The sequence below is a fragment of the Gluconobacter sp. DsW_058 genome (genome assembly GCF_002153615.1).
Taxonomy (GTDB): Bacteria; Pseudomonadota; Alphaproteobacteria; order Acetobacterales; family Acetobacteraceae; genus Gluconobacter; species Gluconobacter cerinus.
Genome location: NZ_JOPH01000004.1, coordinates 16,573 through 39,748, shown reverse-complemented (window position 1 = coordinate 39,748; position 23,176 = coordinate 16,573). Strand labels below are relative to the sequence as shown.

The 23,176-nt window shown below is 55.4% G+C and carries 17 protein-coding genes; 9 read left to right on the top strand and 8 right to left on the bottom strand.

The genetic code is table 11. The annotated features are described in order from the left end of the window. Positions 1-95 precede the first annotated feature (95 nt). The 4 genes from HK24_RS02990 to flgA all read left to right on the top strand — a co-directional run bounded on the left by HK24_RS02990 (position 96) and on the right by flgA (position 3,911). Positions 96-1,277 carry a GNAT family N-acetyltransferase gene (locus HK24_RS02990; protein WP_086633258.1) on the top strand — a complete coding sequence of 394 codons (1,182 nt, stop codon included), beginning with the start codon at positions 96-98 and terminating at the stop codon, positions 1,275-1,277. 76 nt (positions 1,278-1,353) lie between these two features. Continuing rightward, positions 1,354-2,094, top strand: coding sequence for a flagellar basal-body rod protein FlgF (gene flgF, locus HK24_RS02985; protein WP_086633257.1), 741 nt, complete (start codon positions 1,354-1,356; stop codon positions 2,092-2,094). Positions 2,095-2,127: 33 nt separating this feature from the next. After that, entirely contained in the window at positions 2,128-2,919 is a 792-nt protein-coding gene (gene flgG, locus HK24_RS02980; RefSeq protein ID WP_046900475.1) for a flagellar basal-body rod protein FlgG, read from the top strand. A gap of 35 nt (positions 2,920-2,954) precedes the next feature. After that, positions 2,955-3,911 carry a flagellar basal body P-ring formation chaperone FlgA gene (gene flgA, locus HK24_RS02975; RefSeq protein ID WP_233126081.1) on the top strand — a complete coding sequence of 319 codons (957 nt, stop codon included), beginning with the start codon at positions 2,955-2,957 and terminating at the stop codon, positions 3,909-3,911. Positions 3,912-3,972: 61 nt separating this feature from the next. On the opposite strand, the gene HK24_RS02970 is transcribed toward flgA, so the two are convergent. The 3 genes from HK24_RS02970 to HK24_RS02960 form a co-directional block, all read right to left on the bottom strand. Beyond that, a complete protein-coding gene (locus HK24_RS02970) occupies positions 3,973-7,278 on the bottom strand; it encodes an efflux RND transporter permease subunit (protein WP_233126080.1) in 3,306 nt (1,101 codons plus the stop codon). An 80-nt stretch (positions 7,279-7,358) separates the two neighbouring features. After that, positions 7,359-8,162 (bottom strand): SDR family oxidoreductase, encoded by an 804-nt coding sequence (locus tag HK24_RS02965; protein ID WP_086633256.1) that lies wholly within the window; start codon positions 8,160-8,162, stop codon positions 7,359-7,361. Next, positions 8,159-9,346 carry a lipase family protein gene (locus HK24_RS02960; RefSeq protein ID WP_086633255.1) on the bottom strand — a complete coding sequence of 396 codons (1,188 nt, stop codon included), beginning with the start codon at positions 9,344-9,346 and terminating at the stop codon, positions 8,159-8,161. The genes HK24_RS02965 and HK24_RS02960 overlap by 4 nt, the downstream gene beginning before the upstream one ends. 132 nt (positions 9,347-9,478) lie before the next feature. Here HK24_RS02960 and HK24_RS02955 point away from each other — a divergent pair, with 132 nt between their 5' ends. From HK24_RS02955 to HK24_RS02945, 3 genes are read left to right on the top strand one after another with little or no spacing between them, the layout of a single operon-like run. Beyond that, entirely contained in the window at positions 9,479-9,730 is a 252-nt protein-coding gene (locus tag HK24_RS02955) for a DUF3297 family protein (protein WP_046900479.1), read from the top strand. Beyond that, positions 9,727-10,680 carry a nucleoside hydrolase gene (locus HK24_RS02950; RefSeq protein ID WP_086633254.1) on the top strand — a complete coding sequence of 318 codons (954 nt, stop codon included), beginning with the start codon at positions 9,727-9,729 and terminating at the stop codon, positions 10,678-10,680. Before HK24_RS02955 ends, HK24_RS02950 begins: the two co-directional genes overlap by 4 nt. Before the next feature lie 39 nt (positions 10,681-10,719). Then, the gene (locus HK24_RS02945; RefSeq protein ID WP_086633253.1) at positions 10,720-11,955 is read left to right on the top strand and encodes an FAD/NAD(P)-binding oxidoreductase; all 1,236 of its coding nucleotides are present in this window, start codon (positions 10,720-10,722) and stop codon (positions 11,953-11,955) included. Positions 11,956-12,011: 56 nt separating this feature from the next. Here HK24_RS02945 and HK24_RS02940 read toward each other — a convergent pair whose 3' ends face one another. From HK24_RS02940 to HK24_RS02920, 5 genes are all read right to left on the bottom strand, one after another. Then, a complete protein-coding gene (locus HK24_RS02940) occupies positions 12,012-13,241 on the bottom strand; it encodes an ectonucleotide pyrophosphatase/phosphodiesterase (protein WP_086633252.1) in 1,230 nt (409 codons plus the stop codon). Positions 13,242-13,387: 146 nt separating this feature from the next. Continuing rightward, on the bottom strand, positions 13,388-16,648 hold the full coding sequence (locus tag HK24_RS02935; RefSeq protein WP_233126079.1) for a TonB-dependent receptor domain-containing protein: 3,261 nt from the start codon (positions 16,646-16,648) through the stop codon (positions 13,388-13,390). Positions 16,649-16,954: 306 nt separating this feature from the next. Beyond that, the gene (locus HK24_RS02930) at positions 16,955-17,473 is read right to left on the bottom strand and encodes a cupin (protein WP_086633250.1); all 519 of its coding nucleotides are present in this window, start codon (positions 17,471-17,473) and stop codon (positions 16,955-16,957) included. 3 nt (positions 17,474-17,476) lie between these two features. Next, positions 17,477-18,040, bottom strand: coding sequence for a VOC family protein (locus HK24_RS02925; RefSeq protein WP_086633249.1), 564 nt, complete (start codon positions 18,038-18,040; stop codon positions 17,477-17,479). A gap of 76 nt (positions 18,041-18,116) precedes the next feature. Next, positions 18,117-20,705, bottom strand: coding sequence for an MMPL family transporter (locus tag HK24_RS02920; protein WP_086633248.1), 2,589 nt, complete (start codon positions 20,703-20,705; stop codon positions 18,117-18,119). Positions 20,706-20,776: 71 nt separating this feature from the next. On the opposite strand from HK24_RS02920, the gene HK24_RS02915 reads away from it, so the two are divergent. Both HK24_RS02915 and HK24_RS02910 read left to right on the top strand, forming a co-directional pair. Next, positions 20,777-21,376, top strand: coding sequence for a YigZ family protein (locus HK24_RS02915; RefSeq protein WP_086633247.1), 600 nt, complete (start codon positions 20,777-20,779; stop codon positions 21,374-21,376). 166 nt (positions 21,377-21,542) lie between these two features. Beyond that, on the top strand, positions 21,543-23,174 hold the full coding sequence (locus HK24_RS02910) for an alginate export family protein (RefSeq protein WP_233126086.1): 1,632 nt from the start codon (positions 21,543-21,545) through the stop codon (positions 23,172-23,174). Positions 23,175-23,176: the final 2 nt, after the last annotated feature.

Below are 23,176 nucleotides of genomic sequence, written 5' to 3'. Positions count from 1 at the left end.
CCAACTCCATGGAAAAGACAGCAAGACGTTGCTTTTTCCATGCCTGATCAACACGTTTGTCCTATGGGTTATGTACGTTTGCAGGATCAGCCGTCATGAGCGCTTCAACTTCCCCGCCATCAGATGACTGGACGCTGACGCTTCATGCGTCCATCCATGAAATCGGCCCGGCTGAATGGGATGCCTGCGCCGGCGACGAAAATCCGTTTGTGTCCTTCGGCTTTCTTTCGGCTCTGGAAGACAGTGGATCCGTCGCAGATCGAACCGGATGGCTTGTCAGGCATGCTGCACTACGCGCTCCCAATGGGACGATCGCAGCGCTCGCTCCTTTCTATGGAAAAGCCCATTCCATGGGTGAATATGTCTTCGATCAGTCCTGGGCCCGGGCCTATGAAGCTGCTGGAGGGCACTATTATCCCAAATTCCAGTGCGCGGTTCCGTTTTCTCCAGTCCCCGGTCCACGCCTTCTTGTTCGGCCTGAGCAGGTGGAACCACAGGCCGTCGCACGAGCGTTGGCATCCGCTTTAATGCAAGCAGCCGGGCAACTAGGTCTGTCCTCCGTACATGCGACATTTTGCGATGATGCCTCGATGGAGGCATTTGAAAGCGCCGGATACCTCAAGCGCCTAGGCATTCAGTATCACTGGCAAAATCAGGGATACGCGTCTTTCGAGGATTTCCTGAATGCCCTGTCATCCCGTAAGCGCAAGGCCATTCGCAAGGAACGCAAAACAGCCCAGACCGCTGGCCTTACATTCGTGACAAGGCAAGGCGCGGACATTACCGCTGGGGATTGGAAAGCCTTTTATCGATTCTATCAGTCTACGGTCGATAGAAAATGGGGGAGTGCTTACCTGTCTGAAAGCTTCTTCCCGATGCTTTCAGAGCGCTTGGGCAACAGCGTCGTTCTGATGCTTGCGGAGCATGAAGGTCGCCCTGTGGCTGGGGCCCTGAATCTGATGGGGAAAGATACTCTCTTCGGGCGCAACTGGGGATGTGACGGAGAGTGGCCCTTCCTCCATTTTGAGCTGTGCTACTATCAGGCCATCGATTTCGCCATTGCCCATGGGTTGACCCGTGTGGAAGCTGGCGCGCAGGGGGAACACAAGATCCAGCGCGGCTATCTGCCAGCTCTTACGCGCTCGGCGCACGCCTTTTTGGATCCGGGGCTGGGAAGAGCTGTTGCGGCTTTTCTTGAAGAAGAGCGCAGCGCTCTTCTGGATGAAGCCGAAACCCTGGCAGCAGGCTCTCCATACCGTCAGGACGACTCGTCCTGACGGGGGCAGTTAACGATTGGGAAAGGGTCTGACAGTTAAGCTTCCTCCATGACAGTGGAATGCCGGAGCTTCAGCCGTGGAGAACAGCACCTATATTGCCCTTTCGCGCATGGATGCCCAGCAACGCGCCATGTCGGTGGTGGCAGACAACATGTCCAATGCTTCCACGGTTGGTTACAAACGCGAAAACGTTCTGTTCAGTGATTATCTCTCCCGCCAGCACGGAAGTACCCAGCCCACGGGCGCTGAGACCCAAGCCTATACTCAGGATCGCGCGACCTATCGTGACTTTCAGCAGGGCGACATGCAGCAGACGGGAAACCCGCTCGATCTTGCATTGGGTGGAGAGGGGTATTTCCAGGTGCAGACCGCTAACGGTGTGCGACTGACACGCGCTGGCCGTTTTGAGAAGCAGCAGGACGGAACGGTAGTTGACGAAAGTGGTAACGCCCTTCTGGACCGGGAAGGGCAGCCCATCGTGCTGCCAGCAACGGATCATCAACTCACCATTTCTTCGGACGGTGTCATAACCACTGAAACCGGTGAAGCCGGGCAGATCGGTATCGTCACTGCACGGGACAACAACACCCTCCAGGCTGAGGGCAGTCATCTTCTCCGATCAGACCAGCCAACCGATGCCGTGGACAGGCCCTCGATCCTGCAAGGCATGGTCGAGGGCAGTAATGTGCAGATGATGTCCGAGGTCACGAAGATGATGGATATCCAGCGCAATTTCGATTTCATGGCGCAGTTCGTCAACGCCGAGGCGACACGTCAGCAGAACGCCATCGATAAAATCGTTCAGGTCTCAGCCTGACAGACGTCCTGACGGGACAAGGATTAAAGCCACATGCGCGCACTCGATATCGCTGGAACGGGCATGCAGGCCCAACAGACCAACGTTGAAACCATTTCGAACAACATCGCGAACATGAGTACGACCGGATACAAACGGTCCCGTGCTGAGTTTCAAGATCTTATTTACCAGAATATCCGCCGGGTCGGCACGAGTTCATCTGATACAGGCACGACTGTGCCTGCTGGTGCACAGGTTGGTCTGGGCGTGAAGACAGCCGCTATTTATCGCATCAACGATCAGGGTAGTCTTGAACAGACCAGTAACTCCCTGGATCTAGCCGTGCAGGGCAAGGGATACTTTCAGATCCAGCTGCCCTCCGGACAGTTGGCTTACACGCGAGATGGCACCTTCTCGATGGACAATACGGGATCGCTTGTCACAGCTGATGGCTACCAGCTAAGCCCGACCATCACGATCCCCAATAACGCCCAGAGTGTCAGCATTGATCAGTCCGGGCAGGTCAGCGTAACGGTCGCCGGGCAGAACAATTCAACTGTTGTCGGTCAGCTCCAGCTGGCGACCTTCACGAATGAAAATGGCCTGGACGCGATGGGCCAGAACCTGTTCACGCCTACCACAGCTTCTGGCGATGCGATGCTCGGAACCCCGAACACAACAGGTTATGGCAGTGTCATGCAAGGCTATGTTGAGAACTCGAACGTCAATGTTGTGACGGAAATTACAGATCTCATTACGGCGCAGCGTGCATACGAAATGAACAGCAAGGTCATTACGTCAGCAGACGACATGATGCAGACGCTCAACAACCTTGGCGGCCGCTGAGCGTGAAAGGAGGGTGGTGGCAAGTCGGACTGCTGGTGTTTTCAGCCGTAGCAACGGGTTCCGTCCATGCGGCCACGCTCCGCACGAATATCAGTATCGACCATGCCCGTGTTCACCTTTCCGATCTGTTTTCAGGCCTGACCTCAGCGCAGGACGCCGATATCGGAGACGCTCCTGCACTTGGCGCAAGCTATGTTGTAGGTGGCCCGCAATTGACAGCGATTGCTGCACAGTTTGGTGTGGACTGGCCCGATGCATCCCCCTTGGTTTCCACGACAGTGACGCGGGCCACACGTTTAATCGGGGAAGATGATATTTTACCGGTTTTGCGCCAGGGGCTGGATTTGCCTCAGGACGCTCATGTTGAAATTACCCTGAGTGGTTTTCGGTCAGTGCCAGTTCCTGCGCAGGATCAGGCCGCTCCAGTTCTTCTGCACCTGGAGCGGCCACCACGAGGGGGTGGCCATTTCAATGCCCGGATGGAGGTTCCAGCCACATCGGGTGGGAAAGCAACATCCTTTTCGGTGAATGGCTCCGTGACCATGGAGGTCCGGGCCGTGACGCTTCGTCACGGGCTTCATCCTGGGCAGCCTGTGTTGCCGGAAGATGTGAGTGTTACTTTGGTCCGGTCATCCGATGTGCCTGAAGACGCGTTGCAGACCGTTGATGATGCAGTTGGCCTGGAAGCACGAAGCAGTCTGTCTGCGGGACAGGTTCTGGCGTCCTCGCAACTTGTGCACCCTCAACTAGTGCGGCGGGGATCACCCGTGGTTTTGTCCTACACCTTGCCGGGAGTTCGCCTGACAGTGTCAGGAAATGTTCTGGAGGCAGGTGGCAAAGGCGATACTGTTCATATTTACAATGCCAACAGCCACATGGTTCTGACGGGGCGCGTCACGGGGCGCACCGAAGTAGAGGTCATCCCGGACATTGCTCCTCTTTCAGCGGACAGCCGAAACCGTCCTGCAGCAGTGAACTTGCCGACGTTATAAAAAAGCCTGAAACGCAGTGGCATTTCAGGCTTCAAAATGAAAAGCAGTCCGCGCGTCTGGTTTAACTCTGGTTCTGCACGCTGTTGGGCATAGCGCGGTGCTGGAAGACCTTTCCAATGCGAAGCACCAGTCGACGGACCCATTTTCCAATCGCATCCATCCAGAGATAAACAATCGGAGTCGTATAAAGCGTGAGCAACTGACTCACGATCATGCCTCCGAGCACAGAGACGCCCAACGGGGCCCGCATCTCGCTCCCGTAACCATGTCCGATGATAAGCGGCACAGCACCAAGGGCCGCAGCGAGAGAGGTCATGAGAATTGGGCGGAAACGCGTGATGGATGCCTTAAAAATGGCATCCTTGGGCGACAAGCCATCATGGCGCTCTGCATGAATGGCAAAGTCGATCACCAGAATGGCGTTCTTTTTCACGATGCCTGTCAGCAGGATGATGCCGATAACAGCAACAACGCTGAAGGGCATTCCAAAACACCATAGCCCTATGATGGCGCCAATGCCGGCAGAGGGCAGCGTGGAGAGAATGGTGATGGGATGAATCAGGCTCTCATACAGAATGCCAAGCACAATATACATGACGGCAATGGCTGCTGCGAACGCCAGCAGTGCATTGATCATGACTTTGGTTGTATCGCCTGCTGTCCCCGTGAACTCGCCCAGAACACCTTCTGGAGCATGGGTATTTTTCAGCGTGTCCTGAATGAGCTGCACGCCCTGAGCATAGGTCACGCCCGGCGCCAGATCGAAGGAAATAGCGGTCGAATAGTACCCCGAACGATGGGTGACATCGAGCGGCTGCTGTTTCCAAAGAATTGAAGCCACGTTTTCAAGCGGGATCATCTTTTCTGTTGAAGACGATACAGCGGCACCGCTGGAACTGTTGCCGGAAATCTGGTTGGCCAGTGAGTTCTGAATAGACGCCGTTGCAAGAGATGCAAACGTGCTTTCAGTCCCGCTGGTGGAGGCTTTGGCTCTAATCAGGTTGGACGCCACACCGCCCGCCGCTGTGCCAGCAGAAGTTGAAATCCAGACCTGATGCAGCATGTTGGGATCAGTTCGATACTGCGGCCCCAGAACCATGACGACCCGGTGTGTCGTCAGAGGAAGGTGGATCGTGGAGACGATGGTCTGGCCGTAGGAATCATACAGAACATTCTGGATCAGCTGCGGTGTGATGCCATACCGTGCTTCCGTATCGCGATGGACCGTGACGTAGGCCGCGATGGACTGGCTTTCCGTGGCGGAAGAAAGGTTGACCAACTGCCCGGATGCACGCAGCGCTCCCAGCATTTTAGGGAGATAGCCTGTCAGGCTGGCAATATCTTCGCTGCGTAGAACATATCGATAAGCACCCGTATTTTTCTGGCTGCTTCCCCCTTGGCTATTGCCGCCGACATTCCAGAACATCACGTCTGCTCCCGGTTCAACGGGAACAGCCTTGCGAATACGGGCCAACACTGTCGCTACCGGAGCGCGCTCGCTTTTCTCCTTCAAATGCAGGTAGAGCTGGCCGGAGTTTTTATCGTTACTGAAAATGGTCGTGGATGTTACGTCCGGGTCCCGCTGCACGATTGCACCGACAGCACGCAGCCTGCGGTCAATTTCATCAAAGGACATAGTCGCATCGCCCTGGATGCGACTGCCAATCAGGGAAATATCCTGCTCAGGGATAAATTCCTTGGGCATGACGATGACTGAACCCACGAGCAGGATAAAGCTCATGGGAAGGGTCAGACCCATAAGGATCGTGTGCCGCAGGCACCAGTGCATGGAACGGGCGTAAAGACGCACGAGGCCATCCAGCCCCGCTTCAGTAAAGCGCACGATGGCGCCTGTAAGACCCTTACGGGGGGCGGTCCCATGATCAATCTCAAGCATGCGAGCGCACATCATGGGTGTCAGGGTGAGGGACAACCACATTGAAATCACGATGGCGGAAATCATCGTCATGCAGAACTCGAACATGATCGAGCCCGCAGTTCCCGGCAAAAACAGCAGAGGAATAAACACAGCTACAAGCGAGGCACTGATGGACAGGACCGTGAAACCGATTTCCGACGAGCCAACAATGCTGGCTTCGTAATGATCCATCCCATCTTCAATGTGCCGCGCAATGTTCTCAAGCACCACAATGGCATCATCAACAACGAACCCGACAGCGATCGTCAGGGACATCAGAGATAGAACATCCAGAGTAAAGTTGAAGTAGGCCATCGCAGCCAGCGTGCCGGACAGGGCAATCGGCACAGTGACGGCCGGGATGACAGTGGTCATGACCCTGCGGAAGAAAAGCAGGATAACCAAGACCACCAGAATGACGGAAATGATGAGGGCGTCTCTCGCATCATCAAGGGCAGCGCGAACGGAGCGGGATGTATCCAGGCCAACAGTTAATTTGACGCTACCCGGCAGACCCTCTCGTAGTTTGTCCAGATTAGCATTGATCCCGTCCACGATCGCCACGGTGTTGGCGTGGGGCTGACCGGAAACGATGAGCGTAATGGCCCGGTGACCATTGATGTAGCTCGTTTGATAAACGTCCTGCACACCATCATAGACGTTTGCGACGTCCTTGAGGCGGACGGGATACAGTCCGTTCCGGTAGCCGACAATCAGATCCCTGTATTCGCTCGCTTTGACGGCCTGATCATTGGTCGACAGCAGCATGCGTGTGCCATGACTGTCGATGAAACCCTTTGGAGTGAAGGCATTGGCAGAGGCGAGGGCCGAGCGGATATTCTCAAGTCCGATGCCCCACTTGTACAAAGGCCCCGGATTAAGCTCTACGCGAACGGCCGGGTTCGATGAACCAACGACCTCGACGCGGCCTACCCCTTTGACCTTGGCCAGATAAGGTTTGACCTGAATATTGGCCACATCATAGAGCTCGGCCTGTGTCAGCTGGTCTGTCGTGACACTGAGCAGGTAAACCGGGAAACCACTGCCATCCAGTTTGAAGGCCTGAGGATCATCGTCGAGCGTGCCGGTGGGAAGATCACTGCGGGCAGCCCGAAGAGCAGCCTGTACGTCTCGCAGGGCACCGTCGATGTTCCGGGAAGACGAGAACTCAATGAAAATCTGCGCCTGACCTTGGCTCGTGTCAGATTCAATGCTCTTCACATCGGCAATGGAGCCAAGACGCCGCTCCAGCGGGGTCGTGACAGAGGTTGCCATCTGCTGTGGGTCCGCACCCGGCTGTGATGCCACGACCATGATGTTGGTTGTGGTGGCATCAGGCATCGTCGCAACAGGCAGAAGAGGATAGCAGATGACGCCGGCCATGAAGATGGCAAGAGACATCAGGATTGTTGCGACGGGGCGGTCAATGAAAAAGCGGCAGAAATTCATGCCGACAGCTTATCCCCGATTATGGTCTTTTGGTCATTACTATTAGGACACGAAAAGTCATTTTCGTACCGTGAGACTGGTCAGTAATCGGGCATTCCGCCCGGTTGGGCAGAGGGCTGCCTGCAATAGTAACGTTCAGCCAGACGCGGCGGCAAAAGGTCTGTCAGACGTGCACCCAACCCAAGCCAGAACGGAAACATGATTCGTCTCTGCCCCCGTAGCGTTCCACGCAGAATGCGGCGCACGGCATATTCTGTGGAGACCAGACCTGGCATGGGAAAACGATTGGCCCGCACCATCGGAGTTTTTACAAACCCGCAACAAACGCTTGTGAGGGAAATTCCCTGTCGTTCCAGGCTCGGAGCACTGGCAACGACGAACCGATCAATTGCAGCCTTGGAGGCTGAATAAGATGGGGTCCCCGGGTAAGAGACGAAGCTCGCGACTGAAGACATGACGCAGATGCGGCCTCTGTGACCGTTTCTGTCCGGCTTTTGCTGACGCATCTGTTCGATAGCTGGGAAAAGGGTGTTGAGGGCACCCGTCAGATTGGTTTCAAAAATAGCTCTTGCATGTTCTTCACGTTCCATGACCGACGGCTGTCCGTGGGAGGGCGGAAGACCACCAGTCAGGCCCGCGCATGCAAATACCATGTCCAGTCTGGAGCGACCGGATTCGCTTATCCACTCAGCCATTTCCGTTCGGTCGCGCACGTCTATGCGGCGAGTATGAACGACTGCCCCCAAAGACGAGCATTGCGTTTGAGTCAGGTTCAGGCTGTCAGAATGCAGATCTCCCAAAAACAGGGCCTGGTGTGGCCTGGAAAGGCGATGTGCCAATCCCTGACCAATTCCAGAACCAGCCCCTGTAACGAGGATTGTCATTGTGCAGGGCAGTTGTTCGCGGGCTTCTGTCCAGCAAGGAGGGTTCGTGCGAAACCATGAGCATCTGTGGTGACCGCAGCAAGAGTGCCACTATGGCTGGCACCGCCATAGGTCGTGTGGCTGACGGAGGTTCCTGCGGCACATAATGCATTTACCAAACGATGCTGCTCGGTTGGGGAGGAATGCAGATCCTGCGCGCCCGTCGCAATCATGACAGGCGTTGAGAGCGACAGGGACGGATATTCAGCCCATTTCAGTGCCGGTGCCAATGCAGCATCGGCGCCAGGCTTGAGTGTCGTGGCAGGTGTCAGGCCTGAACGGTGGGCCATCGGAAAGAAATCCGAACTGCATGTGCTTCCGGCGTCATGCATCAAAGCCAGAGCCCGATTTGTGAAAACAGCGTTGGCGTCAAAGGATGGGTCAGCCTGAGCCAGAGACGCGCCAAGAGACAGGAGTTCCGGAACAGCTGGTGAGAAATTGTGCGGATTACGAGGGTGCAAAAGATCCTGAACGCCCTGCGCATCCAGATAAGGCGGGGCAACAGCGATTGTTCCCAGAATATGCAATTGGGGAGCATAGGACGCCGCCATTGCAGAGGCTGCCAGAGCCGCCTGAGCGCCTTGCGAATGGCCACTGAGAAGTACTGTTGTTGAGATCGAAGGAAGGCGTTCGTGAGCGGCTCGAACAGAATCCAGAACGCTCATCCCTTCTGAACGGGCATTGAGAAGCAATGCCTCGCCGGGCTCCCCAAGGCCCGGATAGTCTGTGGCGACGATCGCAAAGCCCTGTCGCAGCCAGGGACCGTAAAAGCGTTCCTGAACAGTCCCGAGGCCCATGACAGAAGGCGCGCATGTCAGATGCAGGCCACTTTCTCCATGAGCCCAGGCCAAGACTGGCCATCCGCTAGCGGGCGGTTTTCCAGCGGGAACCAGAACTTCCGCTGACACCCGGACAAGCTGTTTCGGATTACGGGCATCTGCGCTGCGATAAGTGAGGCGCCAGGCCTGGCCCGGAACATGGGAAATCATGTGATCCAAACGCATCGCCTGACCCGCTGCCACCGGCACGCTGACGGAATAGGAGTCTCCGTCATCCTGCGATGCACAACCGGACAGGGCGGCACCGAGAGAGGTAAGGCTGAGAAGTGTAGCGCCCATCGTTCGGCGGAAGCGAATGAATGTCATGGTAACTCATGGTCTCCTGAGGAGGAAAACGCATCATAGCAGCGCCGGTTGTCTCCGGGGAGCCATCCTGACTTGGAGGCGAGGCCATCCGGCGCTACAGAAGATGCCACAGAAGACAGAAAGGAACCGATTATGAGCGATACCCCTCCCGACCGCCTGTGCGCCAGCCCGGACAGCCCATACTACAATGAAGACGTGCTGAACCGCGGCGTTGGTGTTCGCCTTAAAGGCGAAGAGAAGACCAATGTTGAGGAATACTGCATCAGCGAAGGCTGGGCACGCCTGTCTGTTGGCAAGGCCGTGGACCGCAAAGGCCGTCCGATGACCCTGAAGGTCACGGGGACGGTTGAGGCCTGGTTCAAGGACGACGAAAAGGACGCATGATGACGCAGGTCAGCCCCCGTCGGATTATTATCGACACGGATCCCGGTCAGGACGATGCCGTGGCGATCCTGCTGGCGCTGGCCTCGCCAGAACTGCAGGTCGAAGCGATCATGACCGTTGCTGGCAACGTCTCGCTCGCCCAGACCACGAAAAACGCCTGCGCCCTGCTCGAACTGGCGGGGCGTGAGGATGTACCGGTTTTTGCCGGTGCCGCACGGCCTCTTCATAAGGCGCCGATTAGTGCGGAATACGTGCATGGTGAAACCGGAATGGGTGGCGCTAACCTGCCAACCCCTCGTCTCCGTGAGCAGCCGATGGACGCCGCTACCCATCTGATCGATGTGCTGCGGAAGGAGCCGAAAGGCGCCATTACGCTGGTTTGCCTGGGTCCTCTGACCAATCTGGCGCATGCCCTGACGCACGCGCCGGATATTGCGCCCAAAATTTCCCAGATTGTCGCAATGGGTGGCGCGCAGCGCGAAGGTGGAAACATCACACCAACTGCGGAATTCAACTTCTTCGTTGATCCCCACGCTGCGAAAATCGTGATGGGTGCAGGCATTCCTGTCACGCTGCTCCCGCTCGATGTGACCCATCGCGCTATCGCGACTCCTGCTCGGCTGGCACCCATTGCCGCGCTCGGAACACCTGTGGGCGATATGGTTGTCCGGATGCTAGGTGCTGAAGACCGCTTTGAGAAGCTGAAATATGGATGGGAAGGCGGTGCACTCCATGACCCGCTGACGATTGGCTGGCTGCTGCGGCCAGACCTGTTCTCCGGACGGGACTGTAATGTCGAGATCGAGATTGAAGCACCGCTTTGTCTGGGACAGAGCGTTGTCGATCTTTGGAAGGTAACCGATCGCCTCCCTAATGCGTTATGGATTGATCACATTGATTCCGACGCGTTCTACACTCTTCTTACCGAAAGACTGGCCCGTCTGGTTTAGGGTCTTCTTTTGTCAGCCCATGACTCTGGAGTATCGAACATGACAGATTCCAACCCGCAGGATCGCTTCTCCGTCGTCATCGTTGGTGGGGGTGCTGCAGGCATCACCATTGCAGCGCAGCTTCGACATCAGCGACCCAACCTGTCGATTGCCATTATCGAACCATCTACGACGCATGCCTACCAGCCGGGCTGGACGCTGGTTGGAGCCGGCGTGATGACGCTGGCGGAAACGCTCCGTCAGGAAGGTGGCCTGATTCCGAAAGACGTGACCTGGCTGCGAGACAGTGTAGTGTCTTTCGATCCTGACGCGAACACCGTGACGCTCGAAAGTGGCCGTGTGGTGGAATATCGTCGGCTGGTTGTATGCCCCGGGCTTCAGTTGGACTGGGATAAAATCGAGGGACTACCCGAGACGCTGGGCCGTAATGGCGTGACGTCCAACTATTCCCGGGAAACGGCTGCCTACACCTGGGAATGCATTCGTCATCTTGATGGTGGAAAGGCGCTCTTCACACAGCCTCCTATGCCCATCAAGTGTGCTGGGGCACCGCAGAAGATTGTCTATCTGGCGAGCGATCACTGGCGCAAGGAAGGGTCGCTTCACCGCACGGAAGTCGATTTCTGCATGGCGGGAGACGCGCTGTTTGGTGTGGCATACTACGTGCCTTCCCTCCAGAAGCAGATCGATTTTTATGGGGTCAATCTTCATAAAAAGGAGAACCTCATCAAGGTCGATGGGGAGAAACGTGAAGCGACCTTCCAGATTGTTGGCACAGACGAAACTGTTGTTCGGTCGTTCGACATGCTGCACGTTGTCCCGCCACAGTCCGCTCCGGATTTCGTCAAGAAAAGCCCCCTTGCCAATGCCGGTGGCTGGCTGGATGTGGACCCTACAAGCCTGCGTCATGTGAAGTACGATACCGTTTTCGGCGCTGGAGATGTTCTGGGTACCAGTAATGCCAAGACAGCTGCTGCCGCGCGCGAGCAGGCTCCCGTTGTGGTCTCGAACCTGCTGGCCTCTCTCGACGGCCGCCCTCAAACAGGGGCGTATGATGGATATGGTGCCTGCCCACTGACAGTGTCTTACGGCAAAGTCGTGTTGGCAGAGTTCCTGTATGGCGGGAAGGTTGCTCCGAGTTTCCCGTATGATCAGCGGAAACCCAGCCGCTTCGCTTGGCTCTTGAAAACCGAAGTTTTCCCCCGCCTGTACTGGCATGGAATGCTCAAGGGGCATGACGTCAAGGTCAAGCACAAGGTCAAAGAAAGCGCCTGATCATAGGTATTTCACGAGAAGAAGCCGGGGGAAACCCCGGCTTTTTTTATGATTTTTCAGGGTGTGTTCAGAGCTGGCAGAAATGTCTTGAGTGTGCCGTCATTGGGTTGCGCTGGAATATCCAGCAAATGCGTCATTAAAGAGTAGACATCGACATTGTCAAAGGGCGGTAGCACCTTGCCGGCTTTGAAGTCCGGGCCATTCGCAACGAAAACTGCACTCATTTGCGGGGCTGCGGGATCATAGCCGTGAGCGCCCTTATATGGGTTCTGAGATTTGTCTGGAGTAGTGGCCTGAATCATCCAGCCAACATCAGCAAGACAGATATAGGCAGGGACACGGGGATTCTTTCCATAGTGAAATCGTTCCGGAATTTCAGCTTTGCGCCAGCATGTCATATGCGAGTGCGGCTGAAGGAGCGCTTTCTCCAGAACTGCCGTTTTTCCCGGCACAGCATTTACCCCGGCGTAAGCGCCTCCCGTGATCCAATGATATGAGGAGGCTGGCGCGATCTGATCCATGGGAATGATATGATTTTCCCCAACGGACGCCATACCGTGATCTGCGACGACTATAATATTAGCAGGAATATGACGTTTTTTCAGCCCGTCGATCAGTTGCCTGATGCCCTCGTCAACATCTTCCAGGGCAGCCTCAACTGCAACAGAGTCAGGTCCAAAATGGTGGCCCTGTGTGTCAACGATATTGAAATAGAGTGTACTGAATTCAGGGCGCTTCGCAGGTTGCGCGTCGTACCAGGATAGCAGTGTGTGCACGCGTTCGCTGTCAGACATCTGCGAACGGAAAGGCAGCCATTCGTCTGGCCGTATATTATGAATAATAGCTTCTGATCCAGGCCAGAACAGTGTGCCAACATTCAGTCCATGCTGTTTCGCGGTGACCCAGATTGGCTCAGCTTCATTCCACCAATAAGAGTCCTTGCTCTGCATGGTGAATTTTATTCCGGGATGATCCGGATCATACATTGTATTCCCGACAATCCCATGGTGGTCAGGTCTGAGGCCAGTCACCAAAGTGTAGTGGTTAGGGAATGTAATGGATGGGAAAGAAGGCCGCATATCCTCAGCAGAAACTCCATTCCGAGCCAGTTCTAATAGGTGAGGTGTCAGCCCTCTGGAAAGATATTCTGTTCGAAAACCATCCAGAGAAATCAGAATGACAGTTGGCTTCCCGATCCATGGCGTCGGCTGAAGCGGCGTTGAAGCACAACCGCTGATAAGGGTCAGAAGGGTCGCGCTAAAGGCCTTGGTAAGAAGCTTTTTCATGCTTCCAGTTAAGCGGAATTTTCCCAACGAAAACAGAGCATCCCTCCTATGCAAGTGCGAAGTTTTCGTGACGTCTCCGGGGCTGAGAGCACAAAAAAAGAGGGGCCAGAAGCCCCTCTTTCTCGTGCCATATTTAAATCGAAAGATCAGAAATGAGCACCGATGTTTAGCTGGAACGACCGTCCCATGATGGCATCATAATAACGGGTTAGGCTGACTGTGCCGGGGTACTTTGGAAGTGCGCCGGTAATGTTGTTGATCATGAAGTTGGCATCAATGTTCTTGGTGATCTGATAGCCAAACGTCGTGTTAAAATACGCAAAGCCCGGACGGTTGTTATGCTCGTACGTATAGTCTGAAACCTGCAAGGCATACTTGGACTTGCCATAGTAAATGGTCTGCCACTGGAAGAAAATCGGGCCACGCGTATAGTTAAAGTCCAGCGTGAACAGATTGTTCGGAGACGTCGTATCGCCATTCAGGACATACGTGCTGCCAAGATACGTCTGCTGATTGCGCAGGTAGTGAGAATAGTTTCCACGAAGTTCAATGTTGCCAGCAGACTGCGGCAAGCCGAGGCGCTGCAGGGGAACATAGTAGTCAATGTTCGCTTGCATGATCTGCATGTGCTGGTTGGCAATGTTGAAATAGCCGGACGTGAAGCTCTCAACCTGGTGGTCTGAATCACGCTTGAAGGAGTTGCAGTATGCGTTGTTCGGGTAAGAGCCTGAATCATAGCAGGCATTCATCAGATCGCCGACACTCAGAGATGTGATTTCATTGTTGACTTTGACATCAACAAAAGAGGCCGTCATGTCGAGACCACGGACGAAGTGCGGATGGAAATCCAGCGTGCCTGTGTAGCTGTGAGACGTCTCGTTCTGCAGCTTTGCGTTGCCGCCTGATTTGCCCTGCGCTGTGTAATAATTGATGTTCGAGCTGAAACCGCCCTTGGGAATTCCTTCTTTTGCGCAATTGGCCGCTCTCGTAGCCGGAGCAGGACCAGAGGTGATGTACTCGATGGAGCAGGGATCTTCTGCTGTGCTATATGTCGTGCTCTGGGGCGCAAAAAGCTCGGTGACGGACGGATTACGAACGGACTGGGCATAGTTCCCGGATAGGCCGAAATCCTGCGTTGGCCACCACGCACCACCAAACATGTACGTCCAGTAGTTGCCGGTCATGCTGTTGTTAATAAAGCGGCCGTTTGCTGTTGCGGACAGGCTGTAAACGCCCGGGACATGCATGTTCGGGGAAACGAGCGGAATATCCAGCTCACCAAAAACTTCATGCGTGTGATAGGCGCCCGACGTAATGGGGATGGCGGTTGAGTTGCCGTACTGCTTGTAGGTTCCGTCCGCCTGCTGCTCACCCTGGAAGAAGCTGCCCGGGTTGAAGTTGTAGCCTTCACGACGATGCTCGTAGCCAAGATCCCAGCGGATATCACCAGCCGGCAGGTGGGCAACCGTGCTGTGAATTTCTGCCTGAAGATCGCGCTGCGCATTTGTGTTTTTGCTGTGCGCGTCCGAAATGACGTAGTCGCGGGCGGCTGGCGTCATCTGGTTATAACCAAACGGGTTCAACGGCGAGCAGGTGGAGCTCCGTGTGACGGCCGTAGAATTTGTATAGCCTGGAGCGCAGACGATATTGCCGCTGGCGTCCGTCGTGGCGTTCAGCGCATTGGTCAGGTTCTGGGTGGCAATAGACGGTTGCCAGGTGTCGTTCATGTACTTGCCGTACACACCCTTCACAGACCACTCGAAATGACGGCCAACTGCGTTGAAATCACCGTTCAGGCCGCCCTGGAAGCGGAACATCTGCATGGTGGTCCGATACATGCCTGCGTCAAGATCCTGGTTCAGGCGTGACAAATAGAACGTATCCGTCGGCTTGCCTGCGGCCTGAAGAGCATTGACGATCTGTGCACGTACGGCGGGCGTCAGGTAGGGATTGTTCGTGCTGAGTTTGTACGCACCATTGACGACCGTGTTCGTCTGATAGCTTTGCAGGCTCAGTGGGTCATCGAACTGAGGCGTGTTCCAGGTACCCTGACCAACCAGGCTGGACGCTGTTCCGCGGGCATACCATCCCTGCCATGTTGCATGCAGGTGATCGGTGAAATCATAGTGGCCGAGCGTGGTCAGGTTCAGCTTGTCAGATGGCGCATAAAGCTGGTTATAATCCTGCAGCGCGAGGCCGTTCCCGCCTGATGCGCGAAGTCCGTCCTGCACAGCAGAGTTATACGTGATAGGCACGAGAGACTGGCCGTTAGGGCTGAACATCAGTGCCTGTCCGGCGGCGTTAGGAATAGCGTATCCGGCTTTACCTGCCTTGATTGGAAGCTGACCGTAAACGGCGCTTGTGGTCGGCAGACCAGTGACCGAGTTCTGCAGGAAACGAACGCCTGGCGTCAGCACGCGGGCATATGGCGTGGTCGAGCCATAAGCAGGTCGAGCGTATGTGGTTGCCTGGCTGCCCGTGATGTATGGGCGGTCATTCGCGACCATGCCGCCAGCATTGCGATATTCCACGTCAAAAACGACGCCGCCCTTGCCGTGGTCAAAGTCTGTGCCAGCCTTGAACGTAATCTTTTCCTGCGGCGCATCCAGCTTCTGCGTCCAGTTACCCTGTGCGTTGAAATCAACACCCTTGAAATGATCATCGAGCTGGTAGTTCACGACACCCGCAACAGCATCAGCACCATAAGCCGCGCCTGCGCCGCCGAGACGGGTATCAACCTTCTTGATCAGGGATGTCGGAATTGCACTGACATCAACCTGCGAGCCTGAGCCTGCACCATAGTTGGAAGCGGTTGACCCACCCACCATGCGCATGCCGTCCACGAGGGTGAGGGTACGCTGTGAGCCAAGGCCCAGAAGAGAAACGAACGACTGGCCAGCACCAAAGCTGCCCTGTGAACCGATAGGGGAGTTGTCACCCACCGTGAAGGCGGTGTTCTCACGCATCAGGGCAATGCCCATGTCCGTGTAGCCACGGGCACGAAGCTGCGCAGCATCGACGGTTGAGCCAGCCATAACGTTCGTCAGGCGTGTTTGGGAAAGACGCGTTCCTGTAACGGTAACGACTTCAGCGGCAGGTGATGTGCCTGGCTTCAGGTTGGCATTTGTAATTGTCTGAACGGGCGCAGACACAGGCGCAACTGTAACGGGCTTGGCTTGAACCGCTGTCTGAGGACGTGCGGACTGCACTGTTGCACGGGGTGCAGCCGCTTTTTTCGCAGAAGACTTATGAGCGGCAGAAAGATGCTTCGTCGTCGTCTCTGCACAGGCTTCAGGAACAGGAAGCGCTGTGTAGGAAATACCAGCCAGCAAGGCAATTTTCAAAAAAGTCCGGGAGGGTTTCAGTGAAAAGCCCGGACGGCCCAACGTTGGAAAAGAGGTGTTCATTGCTGGCAGATATCCCTTCATTTCATGTCTAAATGTATCTTCGATTACAAAACTGAAAGGAAATGTCTCCTGTGCGCAATGGTAACAATACGATTTTGGAGTGAGATTTTCTTGGTGTGTCCATTACAACACATTTATTTCAAATTATGTATTTAACGAAAATGGGTCTTATCTGTTATCGGATACAGAACATTTTAAAAAAATCGATTTTGTCTACGGTATTTTCCTTTCATTTTTTAAAAGTGACGATTGAGAAAAATTCAATACCGAGCGAATGGGAAAAGACAGTACAGTTGGTAGGAGGTTTTATTTGAACCGGCATGGCTGATCTGTGGTCGGCTGTTCATTAGTCTGAATGACCATGAGTGTCACAGCATCATCGCCGACATTTCCTGCAAAATGCCCGATGTGACCTTGTGAGTCCTTACGGCTCATTTGGTCTTCACCCAAGGAAACATCCCCCGGTCCCATCTCGACACGTGTTCCGTCCATTGCGGTGACGTACCATGTGCCTTTGAGGGGAATGATCCACTGGACTTTCGGGTCAGGGTGCCAGCTTCCATCCCAATGTGGGGGTTGCACGGTGGAGATGATCTGAGCCTCTCCGCTCTTGAGGCGGTCCTGCCATTGCGGGCCTGCCGGCTTGGACATGGTTTTCAGAATGTAATTGTGAAACGGACAGCGCGTCATATGGCTGACGCCATTATGGTCCGTCCAGTTGTGCCAATAATATGCTGTGGGAGGTGCAGGATCTGCAGCTTCAGCCGCGTGACAAAATGCGGTAACGCCAAGAGCGAAAGCAAAAAGCAGAGAGATAGGGCGCATGGCTTATTGTTCCTCATGTCGTGCTGGGGGCTGATAGCGAGGCTTTGGGGCGATATCGTCAAAGCGGCTGCGTGAGGGTGTGGACAGAAGCTCGATAATCATGCCCCACGGCGCACGGCCGTAGCAGAACATGTTACCAGGGCCAGCTTCGAGAGAAGGCTGCCCCTGTGGCTCTGTCAGAAGCTCGCCACCCGCTTTGGTGAAGCGGGTGCAGGCCGCATGGATATCGTCAACATAGACGGCAAAGTGCTGCACGCCGAAGTCACAGGCGCGGACGGCAGGTCTCTGATCCGGGCCATGAATTTCAAAGAGTTCGAGCCCAGGTCCATGCCCCAGAGACATCATACACATCTCCCAGACCACACTGCCAGTTGGCAGCCCGAGTATCTTCTCTGTCTGCAGACCCTGTTGGGGTTGGGTGTGGGTAACGTTGCGGTATAGCGCAACAGCACCCAGTGCGGTTTCTAGAAAGCGGATGGCAAGGTTGATGTCGGGTACGGTCACACCGACATGGTCGATACCTCGCGGAAGTCCTGAATGGTCTGCACTCACGGAGAGATCCTTCATGGTTATGAAGGTCTCAACCTGTGAGTTAAAGAACGGTTGCGGTCAGCCGTTCACATTAGTGACGAACTATGTCAGTTCAGGCGTCGTCGATCGGACGTTTCGGGAGAAGCGCCGGTACGAAGAAGAGTGTGCAGATCAGTGTGCAGCCCAAAGACATCAGAAGCAGACGGCCCATACTTGCAGTGCCCGGATGAGCGGATGTTGCCAGCGATCCAAAGGCCGTTGCTGTCGTCAGGGCAGAAAATAGAACAGCGCGCGCGGTCGGAGAGGTTAGCGGCCCCTTGATGCCTTCGCGCCAGTTCATCACGAAATAGATATTGAAAGACACGCCAACCCCGAGAAGCAGGGGAAGAGCAATGATGTTGGCGTAATTCAGTGTCTCTGGAACCGTGACAATCAGGATGACAGTCAGGAGAGCCGACAGCAGGAGCGGCGCCATAACAAGAGCTGCATCCAGAATGCGGCGAAGCACCACCAGAAGAATGATGCCGATCATGATCAGAGCTGAAATGGCAGCAATCGTGAAGGCATGGACGATGGTGTTCGCGCTTTCGGTGATCTCCATGGCCGGCCCACTGATATCCGGATTGACCGAACGCAACTGGGACACAAACCGGTGCATGACGGGCGTCTCGGAAATCTGTCCCTTGGGATGGATCGTCAGGCGCTGGCGACCATCAGGCAGTGCATAATCCTTCCGGATGTCATCTGGGATATTGTCGATAGTGATGGGCTTCGGCTGAAGCGCCGTGCGGAGCATGGAGAGCTGATCCGGCAAAAAGCGTGTCAGGGCATGGCTGGCATTGACCAGTGTTGCGTCCGGGGCTGTCGAGAGCGTGTTGAGTGCTTGGCGGATTTTTTCAAGTGGTGCAGGAAGCTGATCTTTCACGCTGTCCAGTTTGGCTGCCGCTGCGAGTGCGGATGCACGAATGGCCGCTGCGTCTGGTGCAGGCGAGGGGGTCTGAACAGTAATCGTCGGGAGAAGAATGGAAGCCGTATCCTCGATCATAGCCAGTTTGTCGGTCTGATCGTCCGGGACGAGCGCTCCCAGCCACAGCACATCATGGACGCTCGACAGCTTGGAGAAAGCCGCTGCGTTCTTTGCCGCATCCTGAACATTCGGGACCAGAAGCTGAGCAAAATATGGTGTGGTAAGAGGGTTATCTTCCAGAAGGTGGAGAGCGTGCATGCCCTCTGTATTTGGGTTCTTCGTGTGAAGAGGATCTGCATCGAACTTCAGCAATGGCATCAGGGCAACGCCCACGACCCCGAGAAGTGCGAACACGCCCACGACCTTTCTGCGCTTGTGACGCAGCATGTGATCGACTGGCGCCATGAACGTAAAGCCCGGTTCCCCTTTCCCAAGCTTTGCCCGGAAGAGCGTCAGCAGGGCCGGGAGCAGTGTCATGGTGCACAGGAAGGCAATCAGCATCCCGAAGCCAGCAATCAGGCCTAATTGAGCAACGCCGATGAAGCTTGTCGGGGTAAAGGCCAGAAAGCCCGCAGCCGTTGCAAGCGACGCGACCAAAATCTGGACACCGCTTTCCTGTCCGGTAAGAACAAGGGCGTCATGTAGAGACGGCATGGAGCCATCTTCGTTGCGCTGTCCCCGGAAGCGGACGCTGTACTGAATGGCAAAATCCACAGCAATGCCCACGAACAGGATCGCGAACGCCACCGAGATGAGATTCAGTTCCTTCACGCTAAGCGCAGCAAAGCCGGTCGTCAGCAGAAGGCCTGAAATCAGTGTCAGCAGAATGGGGACAATGACACGGATCGAATGCACGGCCAGAATCAGCCAGAGTGCGACCAGAACCAGCGAAACGACCAGACCAAGCACCATGCCGTGCGCAACGGTCGAGAACTCTTCGTCGTTCAGTTTGACCTCACCAGTAATGCTGCCCGTGGCCTGACCGGATTTTACGAACTCAAGGTTATCGATTGCCTTGCGCATCGCCGTCGTGGCGCCTTCGCCAGGCTGAAGAGAGCTGTAATCCAGCTTGGGTTTCGTGACGACAAATTCGTAACGGCTACCCAGTTCGGCCAGACGACCAACGAGAAGATTTTGCCAGGACAAATCCTGAGGGTGACCAGCTGCAGCTTTGGTCAAAGAGTCCGCAAAGCCATCCAGAGCACCATTGAAGCCGCTGGGAATGCCTTGCCCCGCTTGGATGCCGTCTCCGATCAGGCCAAGAGCGCCGAATAGACCTCGGGCAGAAGGATCTGCTGCCAGGGTCCCAAGGAAGGGCTGAGCGGAGACAATGGAATCTAGAAGGGGTTCGAGGTCCTTCTTGTCCAGAAACAGGAAGCCGTGACTGTTGTAGAAGGGGTTGTCGCCGGGGAGGCTAACCAGCTCAAAGTGCTCGTGGTCTTTGCTGAGCTCCGCAGCAAGCGCCCGTGCCGTGGCCCGACCCTGTTCCGGAATGCGGCTGTCGATGATGGCAACGAGCTGATTGTCATCTTGCGGGAAGAGACGGTTCATCTCGTCCGTCCGCTGTTTCCACGGCAAGTCGCTGGCAAACATCTTGCCGGTATCAGTTGTCACACTGAGGCGCGTGATACTCAGTGCGACACATCCCGCACAGAGGAGCGCAAACAGAACCACCACCAGTGGCGCACGACGTGCACAGGCGGCATTCAGCCGGCCGATCAGATCCGAAAACATGGGGCCTACCCTTAACAGAACGGGCAGCATTTCCCTACCCCAACCTGACATTTCCGCCATCATGGGGCACAATGGAAGCCATGACGTGGACTCTCGATGGCTTGGCTGAACATGAAAGTGTGATCAAGGGCAGCACTTTCCTTGCGCGCGCGGCCCCTGTTGCAGATGAAGCCGCAGCACTGGCGTTCTTTGCTGAGGTTGCTGTCCCGGACGCGACTCATAATTGCTGGGCCTTCCGGACGGGTCAAAGATACCGTGCCAGCGATGATGGAGAACCCTCCGGAACAGCAGGGCGCCCGATCCTTTCTGCCATTGAGGGGCAGGATTTCGACAATGTGATGGTGGTCGTCACCCGGTGGTTCGGTGGTGTAAAGTTGGGGGCCGGTGGGCTCGTCCGGGCATATGGCGGTGCGGCTGCGGCCTGTCTGCGAGAGGCGGCAAAAATCGAGCGGATCGAAACCCTGCCCCTGCGGTTTCATTGTCCCTTCTCAGTTTATGCGCAGGTTGAAGCCAAACTGCCGGGGTGGTGTGCAGAAAAGACACTGTGTGACTTTGATGCAGAGGGTGCGTGGTTGACGGTCGCTGTGCCTGTTGAAGAGGCAGACATGATCACGGAATACCTGCGAGACCTGACACGTGGCCAGATGGCCATCTCTCGCCCGGATCTATAAACAACTAAATAAAAAAGTTATAAATAAAATCTCTCTTTACATAATGTGTAATGTGAGACTCACTCGTTTTCGTTGCCTCTTCATGTCAAATTCATGGTTCTCGATGCTTCTTTCTGTCGTCTCTTTCCGTCATGAAAGAAGCCTCATTGCCGGAGTGCTTCTGTTGATGGTCAACCTGGGTCATCACGCAGGTGCCCAGACCGTTCCTTTGAAAGCCAGTCCGATTGAGTCCCCTCCGACAGAGGAGGAGTGGATCAAGGTTCCTTCCACCGAGCGACCGATGATCCAAGATTATCCTCATGCCGGCGTGGTCGGCCAGCCACGCCGAATCACTGCCAAGCAGAACCGTGCACCGAATGGTCATCAGGGGCCGTGGGGTGATTTCAACTACGGAAACGGCGAAGCGGCGGGGTTTGGCCCCGTGGGTCGCTACGGTGCAGCGGCCTGGGCGGAGGACTGGAGCTACCTGCGAGACAAAAGCCAGCGCACGGACTTTTTTGATCCACTCAAATTCATCGCCTTGAACAATAGTCGCACGATCTGGCTGACCCTGTCGGGAGAATCGCGGTTACGAAACTGGTATGAGGAAGCGCCATTTCTGGGGAGCAGTGGAAAAGCCCAGTCAGGCCGCTTCGGCATCCGAAATCTGATCGGGGCAGACTTGCATCTGGGTGAGCACGTGCGTTTTTTCGGTCAGCTCATCAATGCGGATGCAGGCGGTTGGAAGGGGTTCGGGTATGGGTCGACATATCGCAAGAGGCTGGACCTGCAACAGGGTTTCGTCGAACTGAAGAGCAAAGTCGCCGGGGCACAGACAGGTTTTATGTTTGGACGCCAGCAGTTCCTCGATGCTCCGTCCTACATGTTGTACAATCGTGAAACTCCAAACGTTCCACTGTCCTGGAATGGTGGCCGGTTTTACGCCCTCTGGCCCCGGATCCGAGTGGACGCATACGATTTCGTTCAGACGAAAACAGACAGTCCTCTCATGTTCCACAACACCGAGGATTATGGGACGCGCCTTTATGGTGGAAACACCACGATGATCGTTCCAGCATTTTCCGTTGGTGGCGAGCGCGTTCACTCGTTTCTGGACCTGTTTTATATCCGCTACAGATACAGCAGCGGTCTGTCTGCGGTTCCGACAGCAGCGCGCGTTCTTAAAGGGACATCCTCCCGCGGTAATCTGGGATTTCGCTGGTATGGAACATCTGCCTCCGTCGAATACTCGGTGGGGGCACTCTACCAGAACGGAACATTCCAATACGCTGGGACAGAGCGGAAAAGCAGCGTTCGTGCGTGGGCCGTCAACACGATCATAGGTTACAGGCATACACCTTCTCCCTTGCATCCCTTCTTGGGTGTGCAGGCAGATATTTATTCCGGTGGGTCGGATGGTCAGAACGGAACGGTGCGCACTTACATGGCGCCGTTTAATCCACAGACCAATTATCTGGATACGACGACCTATATTTCACCGTCCAATCTAGTGAGCCTGTCTCCGGTTATCAGCATCACACCCTGGAAAGGATTTGCGTCCCTGCGTCTGAAGGCACCGTTTATGTGGCGGGAAAACGCAAACGGTGCGATCTGGAGTTCATCTGGCCCATACACATTCGCTCATGCTTATCGGGGAGGATATGTGGGCGTCGTACCGCAGGCGTCGTTGACGCTTCAGATCAACCATCATCTGACCTGGCAGATCTATGGAGCGCGGTTCATGGCGTCACAGAGTTTGCGCAAAGCGGGCGCGCAAAGTGGCAGCTATGCGCAGTCAAACGTGACATTCAGGTTCTAGAA

Bases quoted from the DNA above. Each gene is read 5' to 3' on its own strand.
- HK24_RS02920 (WP_086633248.1), bottom strand. From the start codon at position 20,705: ATGTTTTCGGATCTGATCGGCCGGCTGAATGCCGCCTGTGCACGTCGT.
- HK24_RS02950 (WP_086633254.1), top strand. From the start codon at position 9,727: ATGATGACGCAGGTCAGCCCCCGTCGGATTATTATCGACACGGATCCC.
- HK24_RS02925 (WP_086633249.1), bottom strand. From the start codon at position 18,040: ATGAAGGATCTCTCCGTGAGTGCAGACCATTCAGGACTTCCGCGAGGT.
- HK24_RS02940 (WP_086633252.1), bottom strand. From the start codon at position 13,241: ATGAAAAAGCTTCTTACCAAGGCCTTTAGCGCGACCCTTCTGACCCTT.
- HK24_RS02910 (WP_233126086.1), top strand. From the start codon at position 21,543: ATGGTCAACCTGGGTCATCACGCAGGTGCCCAGACCGTTCCTTTGAAA.
- HK24_RS02930 (WP_086633250.1), bottom strand. From the start codon at position 17,473: ATGCGCCCTATCTCTCTGCTTTTTGCTTTCGCTCTTGGCGTTACCGCA.
- HK24_RS02970 (WP_233126080.1), bottom strand. From the start codon at position 7,278: ATGAATTTCTGCCGCTTTTTCATTGACCGCCCCGTCGCAACAATCCTG.
- HK24_RS02915 (WP_086633247.1), top strand. From the start codon at position 20,777: ATGGAAGCCATGACGTGGACTCTCGATGGCTTGGCTGAACATGAAAGT.
- flgG (WP_046900475.1), top strand. From the start codon at position 2,128: ATGCGCGCACTCGATATCGCTGGAACGGGCATGCAGGCCCAACAGACC.
- HK24_RS02960 (WP_086633255.1), bottom strand. From the start codon at position 9,346: ATGACATTCATTCGCTTCCGCCGAACGATGGGCGCTACACTTCTCAGC.
- HK24_RS02935 (WP_233126079.1), bottom strand. From the start codon at position 16,648: ATGAACACCTCTTTTCCAACGTTGGGCCGTCCGGGCTTTTCACTGAAA.
- HK24_RS02945 (WP_086633253.1), top strand. From the start codon at position 10,720: ATGACAGATTCCAACCCGCAGGATCGCTTCTCCGTCGTCATCGTTGGT.
- HK24_RS02955 (WP_046900479.1), top strand. From the start codon at position 9,479: ATGAGCGATACCCCTCCCGACCGCCTGTGCGCCAGCCCGGACAGCCCA.
- HK24_RS02990 (WP_086633258.1), top strand. From the start codon at position 96: ATGAGCGCTTCAACTTCCCCGCCATCAGATGACTGGACGCTGACGCTT.
- HK24_RS02965 (WP_086633256.1), bottom strand. From the start codon at position 8,162: ATGACAATCCTCGTTACAGGGGCTGGTTCTGGAATTGGTCAGGGATTG.